The following is a 20,028-nucleotide window of genomic DNA, read 5'->3' as shown; positions in this document are numbered from 1 at the left end:
AAAGTCGCAAAGGCTCTAACTTGAAACTTTTCAAAAATTTAAAACTAAAACATCATGAGTTATTTAGAAATAAAAAATTTAGAAATATCATTCCCAACACCAAAAGGAAAATACATTGCAGTTCGGGATATTAATTTGTCTATTCAGAAAGGAGAAATAATCTCCATTATCGGACATTCAGGATGTGGAAAATCAACTATTATGAATGCCATTGGCGGGATGTTAACTCCAACTGGAGGTTCTGTTGAACTGGCTAACGAAAAAATAAAAGGACCAGGACCGGATCGCGGAATCGTTTTTCAGAACTATTCGCTTTTGCCTTGGTTAACCGTCGAAGAAAATATTTTTCAGGCTGTTGATTCGGTAATGAGTATTTCTAAAAAAGAAAAACACGACATCGTAATTGAGAACCTTAAAATGGTGAATCTTTTTGAGCACAAAGACAAATTACCAGGACAGCTTTCAGGCGGAATGAAACAGCGTGTTGCTATTGCAAGAGCCTTCGCTATAAATCCGGGCGTATTGCTTTTGGATGAACCATTTGGTGCTTTGGATGCTTTAACAAAAGGTTCTATGCAGCTTGAAGTATTAAAGTTATGGAACTTAAACAATCGCGAAAAAACGATCGTCATGATTACACATGATATCGAAGAAGCGTTGTTTTTATCAGATAGAATTGTGGTTTTGAATAACGGGCCAGCTTCTACTATCCGCGAAATTGTCGAAGTACATCTGCCAAGACCGAGAAATAAAATTGAAATTGTAAAAACCCCTGAATATATCGATTTAAGAGATCGTCTATTGCATTTGTTAACAGATAAATTCTCTATTGAAGATATGGGAATGGTATATAAAAGCTAGTTCTCACTTATTTCTCAATAACATATCCTTGTAATAAATGGCATTACAAGGATTTCTTTGATTAAAAAAGAAGACAGAAAATATTTCAATAACTCAATCCTGAAACTATGACAAGTACTATTTTTGATTTCGTTGGAGACAATTCCGGAGAATGGCAAGTTACTTCAATGACAGCCTACAAAGGCAATCCTATCGAATCTGTTTCACATTTGACTAAAGTTCCTTTAGGAGATTTGAGTCAATCTGAAAAAGGAATCTGGTCTTTTAAAGGAATTATCAGCAATTTGCGTTACACTGAAAAAGAAGAAAAAGACAAATTAACTTCAATTCAGGAAGACCTTGGGAGAAAAAATGCTACCCTCGCAGCCTTTATTCCGATTCGAAAATCAGAAACCTGGTGGAATCTGGCGCAAGACGAACGCAGAAAAATAATGGAGAGCAAATCGAAGCATACTCAATCCGGAATGAAATACCTGCCTGCTATTGCCCGAAAATTATTCCACTCGAGAGATATTGGTGAGGCATTTGATTTTTTAACCTGGTTTGAATATGCTCCAGCTGATGCAGAAGCTTTTGAGGAACTTTTAGACACTTTAAGAAAAACAGAAGAATGGACCTATGTTAATCGTGAAATTGACATTCGATTAAAGAAAGTTTAGTAGAGACGCACAATTGTGTCTCTATTTGCTATTTTATTTAAAAAAAAATAATTACAAACTCAAAAATACGTAAACCCGCACAAAAAAAGAGCTTCTGAAATCAATCAAAGCTCTTTTTGTTTATATGTTATTTTAAATATGGTTTTAAAATCTTTAACCAATAAGTTTTGTCATGCCACTATTTACATCTATTTCTGCAAAATTGTGTTTTCCCATTACGATAAGTAGTTTGTCTGTATTGTATCCTACATATCTTATTTCAGGATTCCCTACTTTTGGTTCTCCACAAACAGAAATTACATTGGTTTGCCATTTTAATTTGCTTCTTTTGTAGGCAGATATTGTTTGCAGGTCATTTTCAACATAATAAATAATGTTGTTTTTTTTAATTCCTCTTTTTTGTGTTTTTGCAAAATTTATTTCTGAATTTTTTGAAATTAAAGCATCATTTAATTTTTCAGCAATACCCGTTTGAGTTACAAAAAAGGTTAACATAGATAATTTTAAAAATGGTTTCATCAGGATAGAATTTGGGGTTCATAATCGGCTCAAATATAACTAATTAAAGCATATAATATGCTTTTAGTAAGTCAAAAAAAATACCCTTTTTCTGAAATAGAAAAAGGGTTAAAATATATAAGTAAATTTCGGATAAAAACGATTTTTTTTAGCTAAAATTCTTATATTCAGTGACAATCATAGGTAACTAATCCTTTATTCCAATTTTAAAACCTTTAATATATTCAACAGGTTTTTTCCCATCATACAGCATATTATCAATAAATTCTGTAGTTGCAGGCTTATAGCCATCAGTTACAGGAATCTCTGCTTTTGTTAAAAATCCTTCTTCTAATAATAATTTGGCGGCAGTGTTCCAAATTTCGGGTTTGTAGACCTCTTTGATTTTAGTGTGATACCATTCATTTGTTTTGGGTTCTGCAATTTGTCCCCAGCGCTTCATTTGAGTCAAAAACCAAATCCCATCAGAATAATAAGGATAAGTGGCATTGTATCTAAAAAAAACATTGAAATCAGGTATAGATCTAACATCCCCTTTTTCGAATTCAAATGTTCCCAACATCGAATTGTCAATTACTCTTTTTTCTCCGTCCACATAAGCCGATTTTGACAGAATACGGGTTGCTTCTTTTCTGTTCACAGGGTCATCCAGCCATTTTCCTGCTTTAATCAATGCTTTTGTAATTGCAATTGTAGTATTTGGGTATTTTTCGACAAATTCCTTCGTCATCACAAATACTTTTTCAGGATGGTTTTTCCAGATTTCCCTGCTTGTAACAATCGGTACCCCAATTCCCTGATCAACAGCCTGCTGATTCCATGGCTCTCCTACGCAATAGGCGTTTATAGTCCCTGCCAGTAATGTTTCCGGCATTTGTGGCGGTGCTGTTATATTCAACAGTACATCTCCGCCTGTCGTTCCTTTACTTCCCTGAATATTATTGTTACTGTAAAATCCCGGATTAATTCCTGCGGCAGCAAGCCAATAGCGCAATTGATAGTTATGATTTGAATAAGCAGATACAACTCCAATCACAAAAGGTTTGTTTAGTTTTTTATAAAGGTTTAAAGCCGGCATAAGCGCACTTGCAGGTATTGGATGTACCGGTTTGCCATATTCCTGCGGAATACTATCCACAATTTTTGACCATACATCTTTTGAAACCGTAATAGCATTTCCGTTCAAATCCATAGAAAATGTTGTAACAAGAGCTCCTTGTCGTCCACAGCCAACTGCAGCAGCTATGGGTTGTCCGGCAAGCATCTGTGCACCATCAATTTGCTGATCTAATACTTTATCTAAAATATCTCTCCAGTTGGCCTGTACTTCCAGTTTTACATTTAAGCCTTCTGCTTCAAAAAAACCTAAATGTTTTGCAATTGCCAAAGGAGCCATATCAGTAAGTTTAATAAATCCTATTGTTACATTTGGCTTCTCAAGAACAAGTTTTTTTGTTGTTGGAGGATCGGTTAATAGAAATTTAAAAGATGTACTATTTGTATTTTTGCCTTTAAAACTAAAAACAATAAAGAGTACAATAATAAGCGTAGACAATCTGAGTAATGTAGGTTTCATACTGGCTGATTTTTGGTTAAAAAATAAATTGGCATTTACTCTAAAAAAAGAGTACTGAATTATTTCCTCAATGAAATAATTAGCAGAAAAACGACATCAATCGTTTAGGAGATAATTTTATAAAAAAAGAGTTTTTGATTAATTTCAAAAACTCTTTTTTTAAGATTCCTTTTACAGTGGTTATAAAAAGGAGAAAAAAAATAGAATACTTTTGGCTTCAGCCTAATTCAAATAACTAAATAACTAAGAATTAAAAAAAATATAAAAGTTTACTGTCTATCAATTACTTTTGACAAAACAGGTTGTTTTTCGTTCATTATTTTGGTAATTGTATAATGCATCCAAATCAAACAAATAACAGAAAGAAGAAGAATAAAAATCCATGAGCTTGACCAGATTCCTGTTGCAGTTAATAAGTATCCAAAAATAATTGGACCAAAGAACCCTCCTAAACCACCAATCATACCTACCATACCGCCAACAACTCCAACTTCTGTCGGAAAATATTCAGGAATGTGCTTGTAAACTGCTGCTTTCCCTATTCCCCATGAAATTCCAATTAAAATTACCAATACCAAGAAAACCCACATATTGGCATCAAACTTAATTACAGTAATTCCTTTTGCAAGTAATTCTTTTTTCTTTACGGTTTGATTTTGTTCTACAACTACCTGCTGCCATGATGTACTGGTTGGAAAAATAGCACTTTCAGCTGTGATTTCCTTTTTCTTAGCTACAGGAAAATCTGTCTCCCCAATTTTAATATTTTGATCAGAAACTGAAGTAATTGTTCCTTTTTTAGTCGCCAAAACTCCAGGACCCGTGGTAGTAATTTCCATTTTTGGAACCATTAACAAAGCACTCAAAATAACAGAAGAACTCAACACCCAGTACATTACTTTTCGGGCTCCGTACTTATCTGACAAATAACCTCCAAAAGCCCTGATAACACCGGATGGCAAGCTAAACATTGTAGCAAATAATCCCCCCATTACCAGACTCGTTTGATAAACGTTCATGAAATTTGGTAACAACCATTGAGAATATGCAACAAAACATCCGAAAACTAAAAAGTAATACGCTCCAAAACGCCATACACGGGCAGACTTTAAAGAACCCAACATTTGTGAAACGCTTTTAGTATTGTTTTCTATTTTTTTGTTTTCTGCGAATAACAAAAAGGCAACCCCAATTACAACTAATGCAACTGCATAAATAACAGGAAGAATTTTCCAGCCATTTTGTGAATCCTCTATAGAAAAATGATTTAATAACGAAGGAGCTAAAAAAGTAGTAATTGCAGCTCCCGCATTCCCCATTCCGAAGATTCCTAAAGCGCGTCCCTGCCATTCTTTTGGATACCAAATTGAGGTGTATCCAACTCCAATTGCAAAACTTGTTCCTACCATTCCGAACAAAAAGCTTAATATAGCAAACATTAAAAAGCTACTGACAAAAGGCAATAAAAATAAAGGAATAGAACACAGTAATAATAATAATGAAAATACATATTTTCCACCAAATTTATCCGTGAGAATACCCATTGGCAAACGCATCACAGAACCGGTTAGTATAGGAATCCCAAGCAACCAGCCTACCTGAACAACGCTCCAGTTAAAGATTCCGTTGTCTACTAAAAAAGTTACTAAAACTCCATTTAAGGTCCAACATGCAAAACACACTGTAAATGCCAATGTGTTTAAAAATAAAATTTTGTGTGATTGCGATAATGAATTTGTATTTGTCATGGTACTTATATTTTTTTGGTAAAAATAAGTACTATGACGTAGTTAAAAACTGCGAAAACGCAGTTTTTGAAAAATATTTACGTAATTATACGTAGTTTTTTTATAATAATGAGTATTCAGCAGCTTTATTAGAAAGTTCCATTAGGTTTTTTACTTTTAATTTTTTCATCAAATTAAAACGATGTACCTCTGCAGTACGTTTGCTTATATCTAAAGCTTCAGCAATTTCTTTATTGCCTTTTCCGGATAATAAAAGTGTCAAAATTTCTTTTTCTCTCTTTGTGATCATCATTTCTTCTCCAAAATTTTGTTTTGGCTCGGCAGAAAGTGATGAAGTTGTTAACTGACTTATTAAAATAGAAGAAATATCACCGCTAAAATATTTACCTCCATTGGCCACGGTATGCAAGGCTTTCAAAAATTCGTCTTTGCTTGAACCTTTTAATAAATACCCGTCAGCTCCTGCTTTTATAGACTTTAATACATACTCCTCCGATTCGTGCATCGAAAGCATGATAATTTTTACGTTGTTACTATTGCTTCTAAGTTTTTCTACTACTTCGATACCGGTCAGGTTAGGCATGCGAATATCTACTATAAGTAAGTCCGGCTTATGGGCATCAACAACATCAAGTGCATCGGCACCATCAATTGCTTCACCTACAACCTCTATGTTTGCTTCATTTTCAAGTAAAGATTTAATTCCATCTCTTACAAAAACATGATCGTCTGCTAATACAACACGAATAATATCACTCATATTCTACTTAATTTTGATTCTGAACTTTTACGTATATTCATCTATAACGAACCGCTAAGATACGTAATTTTTAAATTAAGAAATTAGTTAATGTGAAAATGTGTCAATTAGGTAATTAGATAATTTCATAGTGAATCAAATTTTGGTGTTCTTGAATTGTAAAATAAAAAACAGTCTAAACTTTATTATGATTTAAGAAACATACTTTTAATTGAAAATGAAAAAGTTACGCTATTAATTATATCAAATATCTATTATCACATTTTTCCAATTATCTAATTGGCGTATTTCTCTAATTGACTAATTATCTATTTTCGAAATCGGGATATTAAAAGTAATTCTAGTTCCTTCTCCCAGAATAGAGTTAATAAATACACGACCGTTGATGTATTGAATTCTTTCATTCATAAACAATAGCCCCATTCCGGACTCACTGCTTCGTTTTTTATCTACGCTTGTCTTATCAAACCCTTTTCCATTGTCATCAATTATAATACTTAATAAAGTTTCACTGTGAGAAAGCTGCACAATAATATGGGTTGACTCCGCATATTTTATAGCATTATTAATGGCTTCCTGAGTCAGACGATAAATATTTATTTCAATTAAAGAATCCAGTCGCTGGTCAAAATCGGTTTTATTGTAAAACAGTATTTCTTTTCCTGTCAATTTAGAAAGCTCCTGAGTCAATTTTGCAATTGACGAAACGATTCCGTGGTCACTTAATTCGGGTGGCATCAAATTAAAAGTCGCCGTTCGAACGCCTTTAATAATATCGAGTGATAATTTTTTCAGGTATTCTATTTTCTGTGCCGATTTCTCTTTTTCATCCAGATTAATACTCTCCAGACTAAATTTCAATCCGGTTAACATCTGCCCTATTCCGTCATGAATTTCTTTGGCAATACGATTTTGCTCATTTTCCTGATTTTCAACAATTTTACTCGAAATAATCTTTTGCTGATTGATTTTTTCGGTACTGTTTTCAATGTTCAGACGTTCAACTTCGCGTTGTGCTTTTTTACGTTCAGTAATATTAAAACAGACAATTAAAAGTTCCAGTTCGTCCTTTTTAATCATTACAGGCACCATTGATAAATCCAGCCAGATTGTCTGATCTTCTCTGTTATGAATTTTAATCTCGCCCTGCCAGCCACTTCGCTGCTTCTCAAAAATAATACGGTCTATATTAAGCTGTTCCTTTTCATCAATCGTTAAGATCTGTGAAAAAGTTTTATTCGACGAAAATTTGGTATAATTTAAAAGTTTTGCAAATTTTTCACCTACGTGAATGATAGATCCGTCAGGTGCAATACGGCAATAAAGCAAGGTATTTTCCATCGCATAATTCAGCGATTTCAACTCTTTTACAGAGTTTTCCTTGATTTCACTAATGATTTCGGTATCGTAGGCAAGTTTTAAAGCTTTCTTTTGAGAAGATAAAAGCTTAGCAATAAGCTTTTCAATTTTTTTGTTGGTAGGTCTAAAGATAAAAAAGAATTCGAGAATCAGTACCAACAATGTAAATCCGAAAATCCAATATTCAGTTTTGCGCTGTTCAGTGACTTTCTGATGTGCTTCAATATCATACTGGCTAACTATTTCATTCATTTTCGAAAGAAAAATACTTTCATTTTTCAGAATAATAGCTACCAGTTTTTGATTGGCTTCAAGATTGTTTTTTTGTTCTAAATTAAGAAGAAACAATTCTGTTGTTTCAACAACAGCTGCAAAATTAGGTTTTATTTGAAAGTATAATTCATTTAGCTTCTCGCTTTTTTCTTTTGGAAAAGCAAGACTGTCACTTCCATTTTCTAAAGCATCCTGATTAATTTTCCAAAGTGACAATAAATTTCGAAGATGGGCAATTTCCTTTTTTGGAGAAGCATCAGAAACAAAATTTAAAATTAAAACTTCCTTAGTAATTCTTTGACTCAACATCCTTTGTTTACCGGAAATATTGATAATTTTAGAATCGCTAAGCTGCTGTTTTAAGTTATATTGAATTAAAAGCTGACTTAAAATAATGGTTATGGCAATAGTCCAGAGTGCAAAAAAATACAAACGTCGTAAGTTTTTGAATGTAATTTTCTCTGCAACTTCCTGATTGCCTTTTTTCATTCGAAGATAATATTTGTTTTTAGCGGAAAATGGAACTCACTTTCGCTTATTTCATAAAATCAGATTATAATCCCAAAGATGCTTTTATCAAATTTAAGTTTTCTTCTGAGTATTTGATTTTTAAGGCTTCCTGATGTCCTTTTTCAGACATTTTATCCCAGGTTTTTTTAATGATGTTTTTAAGTTTTTCATCATCATGCTTTTCAACAAACGGCTCTAAGTAATAATCTAAGAATACCAGACAAATTACATCTTCCAGCAATTGGGTTTCGGCATCTTTTTTAAGTAATTTTTTTTCAATTAAAAAAGAAACACGGTCAATAAAGGCTTGCTCATACCCGGCTCTTTCGAGAATTTCTGCAGTGGTTTTGGCATGAAATTTTTTTAAATCTTCTCTCCATCTTAAGTATCCCACACGATCCATTGGGTAAGACTCGCGTGCAACTTTCCATCTGCAGATATGCTGTGCTTTTGAAGCAATCTGAACCTCTTCTGATGCCTCAGAACAAAACTGCATCAGTTTTTCATACATCCTGTTTGAGTATAAAAGCTCTTTTGGATATTCAGTATTTTGATCAATTTCAATATTCGGATCCTGAGCATTTTCGGCATCAATCCATTCACTTGCTTTCTGAAAAGGTGTATTCATTTTTTTTGAAAATATATTTTCAAATATACGTAATTAATCTAAAAAGCCAATGAACACTTCGTCTTCAACAATTTTAACCGGATATGTTGCAATTTTCAAATCATCATCTCCATTTAGATTAGAACCATCCACTAATGAAAAAGTTTTTTTATGCATTGGGCAGGCAATTTTAGGAATATCATTTGCAGAACCTGTCATTCCTCTTGACAAAACCATTTCCATTTTGTGCGGACAGGCATTTTGGCAAGCATACCATTCGTTACGTCGTGCAAAATTAAAAACGGCAATTTGTTTATTTTTGTATTTGATGCAACCGCCACGGTTAGTTGGAAAATCACTCACATTACCGGCTTTGAACCATATTTTGGCATCACTTGGATGCACAGTTTCGTATTGGTTTAAAATTTCTTCCATTTTGGTTGTATTTATAAATCTGTGTTCTTATCCCTCCCTTTACAATCAAGAGAGTTTGATGGCGCAGTAAAAAAGAGGGTAAGAGGACAGCAATCGTTAATTATATTTTTTAAACTTTATTAAACACATAGGAACATAGACTTTAATTATCGGAAAAGGAACTCCAAAAGAAACTCGTTTCTCACACATAGCTATTTGTATGATAATAACAATATCTTTATTGAGTTTATAAAATCTATGTTGCTATGTGCTAAACATTAAATTTATGACCAGGCTTTTGGCATTTTTTGATCTCTTAAAGGAACGAAAGCAATATTATCATCCTTTTCATCTGAGTTTACAAAGTGACTGAAGCGTTTCAATAATCTTGGCTTTTCAAGAGCTTGTTTCCACTCACATTCGAAAGTGTTAACCAAAGTCTGCATTTCAGCTTCTAAAGTTTCACACAACCCTAAACTATCTTCAATGATTACTTCTTTCAAATAATCTAAACCTCCATCCAGTTTTTCAAGCCAGGTTGATGTTCTGATTAGCGGACCTGCAGTTCTGATGTAATACATTAAAAAGCGATCCATATATTTAATGGCAGTTTCTTTATCAATTTGTTCAGCCAATAAAACAGCATGTTTTGGATTAGCCCCACCGTTTCCGCAGATGTATAAATTCCAGCCGCCTTCTACAGCGATTAAACCAAAATCTTTTCCTCTTGCCTCGGCACATTCACGAATACAAGCCGAAACACCTCCTTTTAATTTATGTGGAGAACGAATTCCTTTATATCTGTTTTCCAGTTCGATTGCAAATCCGGCACTGTCATCCATTCCGTAACGGCACCAGGCGTTTCCGACACAGCTTTTTACAGCTCTAAGTGATTTTCCGTAAGCATGACCACTTTCAAACCCATTATCAATTAATACTTTCCAGATTTTAGGAAGATCATCTAAATGTGCTCCAAATAAGTCAACACGCTGTGCTCCTGTAATTTTTGTATATAAATCAAATTGTTTAGCAACTTGCCCAATTACGATTAATTTCTCGGCAGTTATTTCTCCACCGGCAACTCTTGGAACCACAGAATAGGTTCCGTTTCTTTGAATATTTGCCAAAAACCTATCATTTGTATCCTGAGTCGTAAGGTGTTTATTAGCCGTATCATTATAAATACTGGAGAAAATTGAGGCAATTACAGGTTTACAAACCTCACATCCATCACCTGTTCCATGATGATCAAGAACGTCATAAAAATTCTCGTACTTATTAATTTTTACTAAATCAAATAATTCCTGACGTGTATGTTGAAAGTGTTCACAAATAACATCTTTTACCTCTTTACCCATCGATTTCTGAGCTGCTTTTACTAAGTCAGAAACCATTGGCTTACAACCACCACAACCAGAAGTCGCTTTGGTCAATTTTACAACATCTGAAAAACTGGAACAGGTTTCATCTAAAATAGAACAGCAGATGGCACCTTTGGTCACATTTTCACAAGAACAAATTACAGCAGTATCAGGCAAATCCATTACTCCCATTGCTGAACCTTCTGAACCGTCTCTTGACCCTAAAATAAGATCTTCCGGATTTTTAGGCAACGCCATTGCATTGCTGTAAATCTGAAAAAGTGAATTATAATCACTTGAATCTCCCACTAAAATTCCACCCAATAAGGTTTTAGAATCTTTAGTAACATTTATTCTTTTATAAACTCCTGATAATTTATTTTCATAAATAATCGCAGTAACTTCATCATTTTCGATAAAAGGATCACCAAAACTCGCAACTTCAACACCAATTAATTTTAATTGAGTAGACATATCAATGGTTTCTCTCATGGTTTTAGAACCATTTAAGATTTGTTCTGCAGCAACATCTGCCATTTCGTAACCCGGAGCGACCAGCCCGTAAATCATTTGATTGTATAAAGCTGCTTCACCAATTGCATAAATAGAAGGATCTGATGTTTGCATCTGATTGTTAACCACAACTCCTCCACGCAAACCAACTTCAAGTCCCGAAACTCTAGCCAGTTCATCACGCGGTTTAATTCCGGCAGATATAACCAACATGTCAACTTTTAACAATTCATCATCGGCAAACATCATTCCCGTTATACATTCTTTCCCGTCAATATATTGTGTTGCTTTATTAAGATGTATCCCAATATTGAGCTCCTCGATTTTAGACTGCAACATATCACTTGCCCCTTTATCCAGCTGTCTTGGCATCAGGCGCGGAGCAAATTCTACAACATGTGGATTCAATCCTAAATCACGAACCGCTTTTGCAGCTTCAAGACCTAATAATCCTCCGCCCAAAACAGCAGCTTCGGTAGCGCCTTTTTGTTTTATTTTTTTGGCATAGGCCATAATCGCATCTAAATCTTCGATAGTACGATATACAAAAACACCTTCTTTTTCCACCCCATCAATTGGGGGAACAAAAGCTGAAGATCCAGTTGCAAGCACTAAGTAGTCATACTTATGCGTTTTTTCTAAATGTGTATGAATTGTTTTTTCTTCTCTGTTGATATCAGTAATTAACTCCGAAGTATTTAAAGTAATATTATTATCTATATACCAATTACTTGTTGATAATGACAAGTCATCTGCTGTTTTCCCGCCAAAGTATTCACTTAAGTGAACACGATCATAAGCACGTCTTGGCTCTTCTCCAAATACGGTAATTTGATAATTTTCTTGTCCCGGTTTTGCTATAAATTTTTCACAGAACTTATAACCCACCATCCCGTTTCCAACTACTATTACTTTAATCATGATTTCTTTAATTAAGTATTACTACGCAAATATAAGTATTTATACTTATACATAATACTTATCTACGTATTTTTTTCATTAAATAGAATTCTTCTAAATACGTAGTTTATCGCATCACCTATAAGTACAAGGATTTACGATTTATAGATATTTTCATAAATTATTTTATCTGTACTATTTTACTTAAATTTGAACACAAACTACCATATTGTTTATCAATGATTTACACACAACAAACCTTTTCCAAATTTTACGATCGAAACTACTTCATATGAAAAAATACTTAATTTTACTGATCACAATTTCTCTTGTATATAGTTGCAAATCCGTCAAAACAAAAAACTCAAATTCGAATACTACTTCTGAAAACACATCTGAAGAAGATAGTATTAACCATTTTAAGGCAACCGGAAACGAGCCTTTTTGGGAATTAAAAATTGGAATGAAAAAAATTGTATTCACCTCTTTAATACAAGGAAAAGAAAATCTAAGTTTCTCATCTGCTAAACCAATCAGAGCAATGGGTGCGAATATAAAATCATACAAAGCCAGCAATGCAAACTCAAGTATTACAATTTCAATTCAGCACACAGACCGCCAGAATTCAATGTCAGGAGCAATTTCTCCTTATAAAGTTTCTATTGAAATTAAGAATAACACTGAGGCCAATTATCAAAAAACAGAAGGCTGCGGAAAATACATTACCGATTACCGCTTACACGACATCTGGGTTTTAGAAGAATTAAACGGATACAAAGTCTTTGTGGCAGATTTTCAAAAAGAATTCCCCAGAATAGAAATTCATGCTGAAGAGAACAGATTTATGGGGTTTGGAGGCTGTAATTCAATTACCGGAAGCTTATTTTTCGAAAATGATTTACTTAGATTCAGCAGTATAACTTCTACTTTAATGGCTTGCGCAGAAAATAACAAAGAAGACAAATTTGTAAAAGCGCTTCAAAACAGCACTACTTATTCAATTAAAAACAACCTATTAACTCTTTCCAACCCATCAGGAAAGCTTTTAGTTTTTAGGAAAGTAGATTAATTTCAAACAAAAACCCAAATCATCAAGACTGACAATTTGGGCTTCATTTGATTATTAAATCTTAAAATTATTTGTTCAAAAATTCTAAAACTGAATCTGTAATAAATTTAATTTGCTCATCATCAAGTTCTGTGTGCATTGGCAACGCAATTACTTCTTTTACCAATTGGTTCGTTACAGGAAACTGCTCTTCTTTATATCTTGAATCTACATAAGCTTTTTGAGAGTGCAACGGAATTGGATAATAAATCGCACATGGAATTCCTTTATCCAACAAATGCTGCATCAGAGCATTTCTGTCTGCATCAATGATCCTTAACACATATTGATGAAAAACGTGATCGTTTTCATTTGCATCAAATTCTGGCGTAATAATATGTGCATTTCCAGCGAATGCCGCATTATATTTTGTAGCCGCTAAACGTCTAGCTTCATTATACTCATCCAAAAGTGGCAGTTTAGCATTTAAAACTCCAGCCTGAATACTATCTAAACGCGAATTTACTCCCACAACATCATGATGGTAACGCTCATACATTCCGTGATTAACAATTCCGCGGATAACATGCGCTAATTTATCATCGTTAGTAAAAATTGCCCCACCGTCTCCGTAACAGCCTAAGTTTTTAGACGGAAAAAATGATGTCGCCGCAACGTGACCAATAACTCCAACTTTGTTTTTTACACCCGATTTAGAAATATAATCAGCCCCGATTGCCTGGGCATTATCTTCAATTACATATAAATTATGTTCTGCAGCAATTTCCATAATCGCATCCATATTGGCAGCACGGCCAAATAAATGTACCGGAACAATCGCTTTAGTTTTTGGCGTGATCGCTTTTTTAATCGCTTCGATGTCAATATTCATATTTGTAATATCAACATCAACCAAAACCGGAGTCAATTGTAACAAGGCAATCACCTCAACAGTTGCAGCAAAAGTGAAATCTGCCGTAATAACCTCATCTCCCGGCTTCAAATCCAATCCCATCATCGCAATCTGCAAAGCATCCGTTCCATTTGCACAAGGAATTACATGTTTTGCTCCCAGGTAATCTTCAAGATTTTTTTGAAACTGATGAACCAAAGGCCCATTTATATAAGTATTTGTATCTAAAACTTCCTGAATAGAAGCATCAACAATAGTTTTTATTTTCTCGTATTGACTTTTTAAGTCAACCATTTGAATTTTTTTCATTTATCTTTCTTATTTAAATCTGAAGATTCTGATTTACACCAAAATCTTTAAAACGAAAAGCAAAAATAGTTATTTAATACCTTCAAACAATGAAAAATAATCGAAAGAAACGTATTTTTACCACAAAAATAAACAGATGCTTTTTCTATACAATTTAGTAGTTTCAATTACTGGTTTTTTTCTTAAAATAGTAGCCCTTTTCAGTCCCAAGATTAAGCTTTTTGTAGATGGGCGAAAAAATGTTTTTACTATTTTAGAAGAAAAAATAAAACCTGAAGATAAAACAATTTGGTTTCATTCTGCTTCATTAGGAGAGTACGAGCAAGGCCTTCCTGTAATTGAGAAAATCAAAGAAAAATATCCCACCCATAAAATCATTGTTACCTTTTTTTCTCCTTCAGGATATGAAGTACGTAAAAATAATAATATCGCTGATGTTACTATTTACCTCCCTTTAGACACTAAAAGCAATGCTAAAGAGTTTTTAAAATTAACCCATCCTGAATTAGTCTTTTTTATCAAATATGAATTTTGGCTTAACTATTTAAAAGAGCTGGAAAAATTAAAAACCCCTACCTATTTAATTTCAGGTATTTTTAGAGATAACCAAATGTTCTTTAAATGGTATGGTGGATTTTACAGAAAGGCATTGAAAACTTTTACTCATTTTTTTGTTCAGAATGAGAACTCAAAACAAAAAATTGAATCTATAGGATTTCAAAACGCAATTGTTTCAGGCGACACCCGATTTGATCGTGTAAACGCAATTTTAGAGAGAGATAATTCACTTGAATTTATTGAAACTTTCAAAAACAATCAACCAACAATAGTTATTGGAAGCTCCTGGCCAAAAGACGAGGTGTTATTAGCTGAATACATCAACGAGGCTCCTGAAAATGTAAAATTTATTATTGCCCCTCACAATATCAAAACAGAACAAATTGAAAATCTAAAAAATGCCATTACAAAAAAAACAGTTTTATTCTCTGAAAAAGAAAACAAAATCTTAGCAGATTACACTGTTTTCATAATTAACACTGTTGGTTTACTAACTAAAATTTACAGCTACGGAACTATAGCGTACGTAGGAGGTGGTTTTGGAAATCCCGGCATTCACAACATATTAGAACCTGCAGCCTTTGGAATTCCAATTGTTATCGGACCTAACTATTCTAAATTTGCCGAAGCCATTGAGTTAGTAAAACTTGGAGGCTGCACAACAATCTCGAATACCGAAAACCTAAAACATGTCTTTAATCAGTTGCTCTCAGACAACAATTTTCTGGAAGAAAAAGGAAAAATTTGCCAATCTTATATTCAAAACAACAAAGGAGCAACAAATACTATCATAAAAGCCATTTCACAGAAACAAACTAACTAACAAATTTCATGTTTTTAAGATTTGAATGTTATAAAAACTTCACAAAATAGCTCATATCACTTTTTTTTCAATATAGAATTATCAATCAAAAGCAAAACAAACCACAAACAAACAATTCAAAATAGCCAAATGTTTTTCGAATATTCAATAAAAAATAAAATTCACAAAAAATACAGCAATACAACGCATTTTATTGGTTTTGGCACACTAATTGATAAATAACATCATCGAGTAACAAAGGAAAATATTTTAAAAAAAAAATAAAAAAATATTTTACATATTAAAAAATTTATATCTTTGCCTCGAATTAATAATTAACCTTTTATAATAAAGTAAGATGAAAAAAGTATTTTTAAGTTTAGCTGTTGTTGCTGTTTTAACTGTTGTATCTTGTAAAAAAGCTGACGCTGCTGCTGAAGCTCCTGCTGTAGATTCTGCTGCTGTAACTGTTGATTCTGCTGCTGCTGTAGTTGATTCTGCTGCTGCAACTGTTGACTCTGCTGCTGCTAAAGTTGATTCAGCTGCTGCTAAAGTAGAAGAAGTAAAAAAATAATTAGAACCTAGTTCTAAAAATTTTAAAACCATCACTAAGATGGTTTTTTTTATGATTAAATTCTAATCACAAAAAAAAGCGTTTGTTGCTACAAACGCTTTTTTTCTTATAACACTTCACCTTCAGCTACCATTTCGTTATCAAAAATCAAATCATTTGACGAGAAGTCCAAAATCTCTGCTTTCGAAGCATACAAAACAATTTCTTTTATTCCTTTCTGCAAAAGCAATTCAGTCGTGTATTTACGACTCATCGCAAACTGAACCTCACCCAACATTAGTTTAAAGAAATACTTTCCGCCTGAGCCCTTAAATTTTAAAAATTTGGCATGCTCCACATTCAACTTAAACTTCTCAATATCTTCCTCACATTCAAATTTCAACTCATAACTTGAACTTGTAAAAATTACTTTTCCTTTTCTGGAAGTAAATACAAATTTATATTCATCATTAAACCTTCTACTAATTACGAAAGCACCCATTTTGATTGTTGATTGTTGATTGTTGATTGTTGATTGTTGATTGTTGATTGTTGATTGTTGATTGTTGATTGTTGATTGTTGATTGTTGATTGTTGATTGTTGATTGTTGATTGTTGATTGTTGATTGTTGATTGTTGATTAAACAATAACCAACAAAATAAATTTGCTGCGCAAATTTACCCACAACACCCCCAGATTTACACCATAAAAAAAGCCTCTTCAAAAAAGAAGAGGCTTTAGTACTCAGAGCGGGACTTGAACCCGCACGAACATTGCTGTTCACTGGATTTTAAGTCCAGCGTGTCTACCAATTTCACCATCCGAGCAATTAAGCTTTTAATGTTTTTATTTAGCTGATTTTTAAAAAAACCAAATACAACACCATTTAAATATATGGCTTTGAGCGAAAAACGGGGCTCGAACCCGCGACCTCGACCTTGGCAAGGTCGCGCTCTACCAACTGAGCTATTTTCGCGTTTCAAATCTTATTAAGAACTCGCAATACTTGTTCTGTATTGCGAGTGCAAATTTAGGACATTTATTCAATTAAACAAGCCTTTTTTGAAAAAAAATCAAACTTATTTTATAACTTTCTGATAACCTAAACTTTAAATATGAAATTTATTTCTTAATCAGCATTCGCTTAATTTCATTCAGCTTCATTAATGCTTCAACCGGGGTAATTGCATTTATATCAAGACACATAATCTCTTCTTTTATCTCTTCCAGCAAAGGATCATCCAGATTAAAGAAACTCATCTGCATTTCATCATTTGCAGATTTGATTCCGTTTAATGCATCACTGGAATGATTTTTCTCCAGTTTCTTAAGCAGCTTTTGAGCCTTTGAAATAACCAGCTGTGGCATTCCTGCCATTTTCGCCACATGAATACCAAAGCTATGAGCACTTCCACCTTTTACGAGTTTACGAATAAAAAGAACAGTATCCTTTAATTCTTTTACCGCCACATTATAATTTTGGATTCTTGGCAACAATTCTGTCATTTCATTTAATTCATGATAATGGGTTGCAAACAATGTTTTTGCCCTGCCCGGATGTTCATGCAAAAATTCGGCAATCGCCCATGCAATCGAAATTCCGTCATATGTACTCGTCCCACGCCCGATTTCATCTAATAAAACCAGACTTCGGTCTGAAATATTGTTTAGGATTGAAGCAGTTTCGTTCATTTCAACCATGAAAGTCGATTCGCCCATCGAAATATTATCCGAAGCCCCTACTCTGGTAAAGATTTTATCTACAATACCCATCCTCACACTATCTGCCGGTACAAAACTCCCCATTTGAGCCAAAAGTACAATTAAGGCAGTTTGTCTCAAAATTGCCGACTTACCCGACATGTTAGGACCGGTAATCATGATAATTTGCTGCACATCCCTGTCTAAATAAACATCATTTGCAATATAAGGAGTACCAACAGGCAATTGTTTCTCAATAACAGGATGTCTTCCATTTTTGATATCCAATTCGAAGGTTTCATCAATTTCCGGACATACATATTGATTTTCTACCGCCAACTGAGTAAAGGAACACAAACAATCTAATTGAGCCACCAAACTTGCATTCATCTGAACCGGCTTGATATAAGTTGCAATCCAGGCTACTAATTGTTCAAAAAGGTCGGATTCAATTTTATGAATTTTTTCTTCAGCTCCTAAAATTTTGGTTTCGTATTCTTTTAATTCTTCCGTAATATATCGTTCGGCATTTACCAAAGTCTGTTTACGAATCCATTCTTCCGGCACTTTATCTTTGTGTGTATTTCGAACTTCGATATAGTAACCAAAAACATTATTGAAAGAAATTTTCAAAGAAGAAATTCCGGTTCTTTCTGATTCCCTTCTTTCAATTCCCTCCAGAAACTCTTTTCCTGAAGTCGAAATAGCACGTAATTCGTCTAATTCTTCGCTGATTCCTTTTGCAATCGCATTACCTTTTGCAATCGCAACGGGAGCGTCCTGATTTAAGGTAACTTTAATCTTCTCTCTTAGCAAATCGCAGGCATGTAAACTGTCCCCAATGATTTTAACCGCTTCTTGCGGGCTTTGCAATGCCAAAGTTTTAATTGGAATAATAGCATCCAGAGATTCTTTCAAATAAACAATTTCACGAGGTGAAACTTTTCCGGCTGCGATTTTAGAAATCAAACGTTCTAAGTCTGAAATTTGCTTAATTTGATATTGAATATTATGCAAAACTTCAGGATTTGATTTTAAATACGAAACCACATCATGACGCCCTTTTATTTTATTAGCATCTTTGAGAGGCAAAGCCAGCCAACGCTTCAACAAACGCCCACCCATTGGCGAAAGCGTTCTGTCAATTACATCCAAAAGCGTTACAGCATTTGGGTTATAGCTGTGATATAATTCTAAGTTTCTGATTGTAAAACGATCCATCCAGACGTAAGCATCCTCAGCAATACGCTGAATTGCTGTAATATGCTGTACACGATTGTGCTGAGTCTCCGACAGGTAATACAAAATCGCTCCAGAAGCAATAATTCCTTCTTTTAGCTCTTCAACTCCAAAACCTTTTAAAGAAACAGTCTGAAAATGCTTTGTCAGAGTTTCTAAAGCATAATCTTCCTTATAAATCCAGTCTTCCAGATAAAAACTATGAAAGTCATCTCCAAAAGCGCTTTTAAAATCGCCTTTGTTATTTTTAGGAACCAGAACTTCGCTCGGGTTAAAATTCTGCAATAACTTATCAATATATTCTGCATTTCCCTGAGCTGTTAAAAACTCTCCTGTAGAAACATCCAAAAAGGAGATCCCGATATTTTTATTAGCAAAATAAACCGATGCCAAAAAGTTATTGGTTTTGGATTGTAAAACTTCATCATTTAAAGAAACCCCTGGAGTAACAAGCTCTGTAACCCCACGCTTAACAATTGTTTTTGTCATTTTAGGATCTTCCAGCTGATCACAAATTGCAACACGAAGTCCGGCTTTAACCAATTTTGGCAAATACGTATTAATAGAATGATGCGGAAAACCCGCCAAAGCTGTTTCGGTTTCAGAACCAGCTCCTCTTTTGGTTAATGTTATCCCGAGAATTTTAGATGCCCTGATGGCGTCTTCTCCAAAGGTTTCGTAAAAATCCCCTACCCTGAAAAGCAGACATGCATCAGGATATTTCCTCTTGATTTCGTTGTACTGTTTCATCAAAGGTGTTTCTTTTACCACTTTCTCTTTCGCTGCCAAATTATTGTGTTTTAAAAATGAAAATTACGACAGCGAATTTATAATATTTTAGCGG

At 33.8% G+C, this 20,028-nt stretch carries 16 protein-coding genes and 2 tRNA genes; 5 read left to right on the top strand and 13 right to left on the bottom strand.

Annotated elements, in window-relative coordinates:
- Positions 1 to 54: 54 nt before the first annotated feature.
- Both JE46_RS06825 and JE46_RS06820 read left to right on the top strand, forming a co-directional pair.
- Complete coding sequence (locus JE46_RS06825) at positions 55 to 861, top strand: ABC transporter ATP-binding protein (RefSeq protein WP_031454515.1); 807 nt, start codon at positions 55 to 57, stop codon at positions 859 to 861.
- A 107-nt stretch (positions 862 to 968) separates the two neighbouring features.
- A complete protein-coding gene (locus tag JE46_RS06820) occupies positions 969 to 1,520 on the top strand; it encodes a chlorite dismutase family protein (RefSeq protein WP_031454514.1) in 552 nt (183 codons plus the stop codon).
- Between the two features lie 153 nt (positions 1,521 to 1,673).
- Here the strand turns inward: JE46_RS06820 and JE46_RS06815 are convergent, their stop codons facing one another.
- The 8 genes from JE46_RS06815 to nirB form a co-directional block, all read right to left on the bottom strand.
- Positions 1,674 to 2,039 (bottom strand): hypothetical protein, encoded by a 366-nt coding sequence (locus JE46_RS06815; protein ID WP_031454513.1) that lies wholly within the window; start codon positions 2,037 to 2,039, stop codon positions 1,674 to 1,676.
- A gap of 187 nt (positions 2,040 to 2,226) precedes the next feature.
- A complete protein-coding gene (locus JE46_RS06810; protein WP_031454512.1) occupies positions 2,227 to 3,615 on the bottom strand; it encodes a CmpA/NrtA family ABC transporter substrate-binding protein in 1,389 nt (462 codons plus the stop codon).
- A gap of 269 nt (positions 3,616 to 3,884) precedes the next feature.
- Positions 3,885 to 5,363 (bottom strand): MFS transporter, encoded by a 1,479-nt coding sequence (locus tag JE46_RS06805; protein ID WP_031454511.1) that lies wholly within the window; start codon positions 5,361 to 5,363, stop codon positions 3,885 to 3,887.
- A 100-nt stretch (positions 5,364 to 5,463) separates the two neighbouring features.
- The gene (locus JE46_RS06800; RefSeq protein WP_031454510.1) at positions 5,464 to 6,123 is read right to left on the bottom strand and encodes a response regulator transcription factor; all 660 of its coding nucleotides are present in this window, start codon (positions 6,121 to 6,123) and stop codon (positions 5,464 to 5,466) included.
- A 300-nt stretch (positions 6,124 to 6,423) separates the two neighbouring features.
- Positions 6,424 to 8,244, bottom strand: coding sequence for a PAS domain-containing sensor histidine kinase (locus JE46_RS06795; RefSeq protein ID WP_031454509.1), 1,821 nt, complete (start codon positions 8,242 to 8,244; stop codon positions 6,424 to 6,426).
- 64 nt (positions 8,245 to 8,308) lie between these two features.
- Entirely contained in the window at positions 8,309 to 8,893 is a 585-nt protein-coding gene (locus tag JE46_RS06790) for a DUF4202 domain-containing protein (RefSeq protein ID WP_031454508.1), read from the bottom strand.
- Between the two features lie 33 nt (positions 8,894 to 8,926).
- Complete coding sequence (gene nirD / locus JE46_RS06785) at positions 8,927 to 9,307, bottom strand: nitrite reductase small subunit NirD (protein ID WP_031454507.1); 381 nt, start codon at positions 9,305 to 9,307, stop codon at positions 8,927 to 8,929.
- Between the two features lie 263 nt (positions 9,308 to 9,570).
- Positions 9,571 to 12,081 carry a nitrite reductase large subunit NirB gene (gene nirB, locus JE46_RS06780; RefSeq protein WP_031454506.1) on the bottom strand — a complete coding sequence of 837 codons (2,511 nt, stop codon included), beginning with the start codon at positions 12,079 to 12,081 and terminating at the stop codon, positions 9,571 to 9,573.
- 271 nt (positions 12,082 to 12,352) lie between these two features.
- Between nirB and JE46_RS06775 the strand changes: the two genes are divergently transcribed.
- Entirely contained in the window at positions 12,353 to 13,129 is a 777-nt protein-coding gene (locus JE46_RS06775) for an META domain-containing protein (RefSeq protein WP_031454505.1), read from the top strand.
- A gap of 67 nt (positions 13,130 to 13,196) precedes the next feature.
- Here JE46_RS06775 and JE46_RS06770 read toward each other — a convergent pair whose 3' ends face one another.
- A complete protein-coding gene (locus JE46_RS06770; RefSeq protein ID WP_031454504.1) occupies positions 13,197 to 14,330 on the bottom strand; it encodes a DegT/DnrJ/EryC1/StrS family aminotransferase in 1,134 nt (377 codons plus the stop codon).
- A 136-nt stretch (positions 14,331 to 14,466) separates the two neighbouring features.
- Here JE46_RS06770 and JE46_RS06765 point away from each other — a divergent pair, with 136 nt between their 5' ends.
- Complete coding sequence (locus tag JE46_RS06765) at positions 14,467 to 15,711, top strand: 3-deoxy-D-manno-octulosonic acid transferase (RefSeq protein WP_031454503.1); 1,245 nt, start codon at positions 14,467 to 14,469, stop codon at positions 15,709 to 15,711.
- A gap of 337 nt (positions 15,712 to 16,048) precedes the next feature.
- Positions 16,049 to 16,264, top strand: coding sequence for a PG1828 family lipoprotein (locus JE46_RS06760; protein WP_031454501.1), 216 nt, complete (start codon positions 16,049 to 16,051; stop codon positions 16,262 to 16,264).
- A gap of 106 nt (positions 16,265 to 16,370) precedes the next feature.
- Here JE46_RS06760 and JE46_RS06755 read toward each other — a convergent pair whose 3' ends face one another.
- The 4 genes from JE46_RS06755 to mutS all read right to left on the bottom strand — a co-directional run bounded on the left by JE46_RS06755 (position 16,371) and on the right by mutS (position 19,973).
- Positions 16,371 to 16,745 (bottom strand): hypothetical protein, encoded by a 375-nt coding sequence (locus tag JE46_RS06755; protein ID WP_031454500.1) that lies wholly within the window; start codon positions 16,743 to 16,745, stop codon positions 16,371 to 16,373.
- A gap of 240 nt (positions 16,746 to 16,985) precedes the next feature.
- Positions 16,986 to 17,071, bottom strand: a tRNA-Leu gene (locus tag JE46_RS06750).
- 76 nt (positions 17,072 to 17,147) lie between these two features.
- Positions 17,148 to 17,220 (bottom strand) — tRNA-Gly (locus JE46_RS06745).
- A gap of 146 nt (positions 17,221 to 17,366) precedes the next feature.
- Positions 17,367 to 19,973 (bottom strand): DNA mismatch repair protein MutS, encoded by a 2,607-nt coding sequence (gene mutS, locus JE46_RS06740; protein WP_031454499.1) that lies wholly within the window; start codon positions 19,971 to 19,973, stop codon positions 17,367 to 17,369.
- Positions 19,974 to 20,028: the final 55 nt, after the last annotated feature.

Source organism: Flavobacterium chungangense LMG 26729, from assembly GCF_000735715.2.
Classification (GTDB): domain Bacteria; phylum Bacteroidota; class Bacteroidia; order Flavobacteriales; family Flavobacteriaceae; genus Flavobacterium; species Flavobacterium chungangense.
Note: the sequence above shows the minus strand (reverse complement) of the source record. Positions and strands in the feature narration are given on the sequence as shown.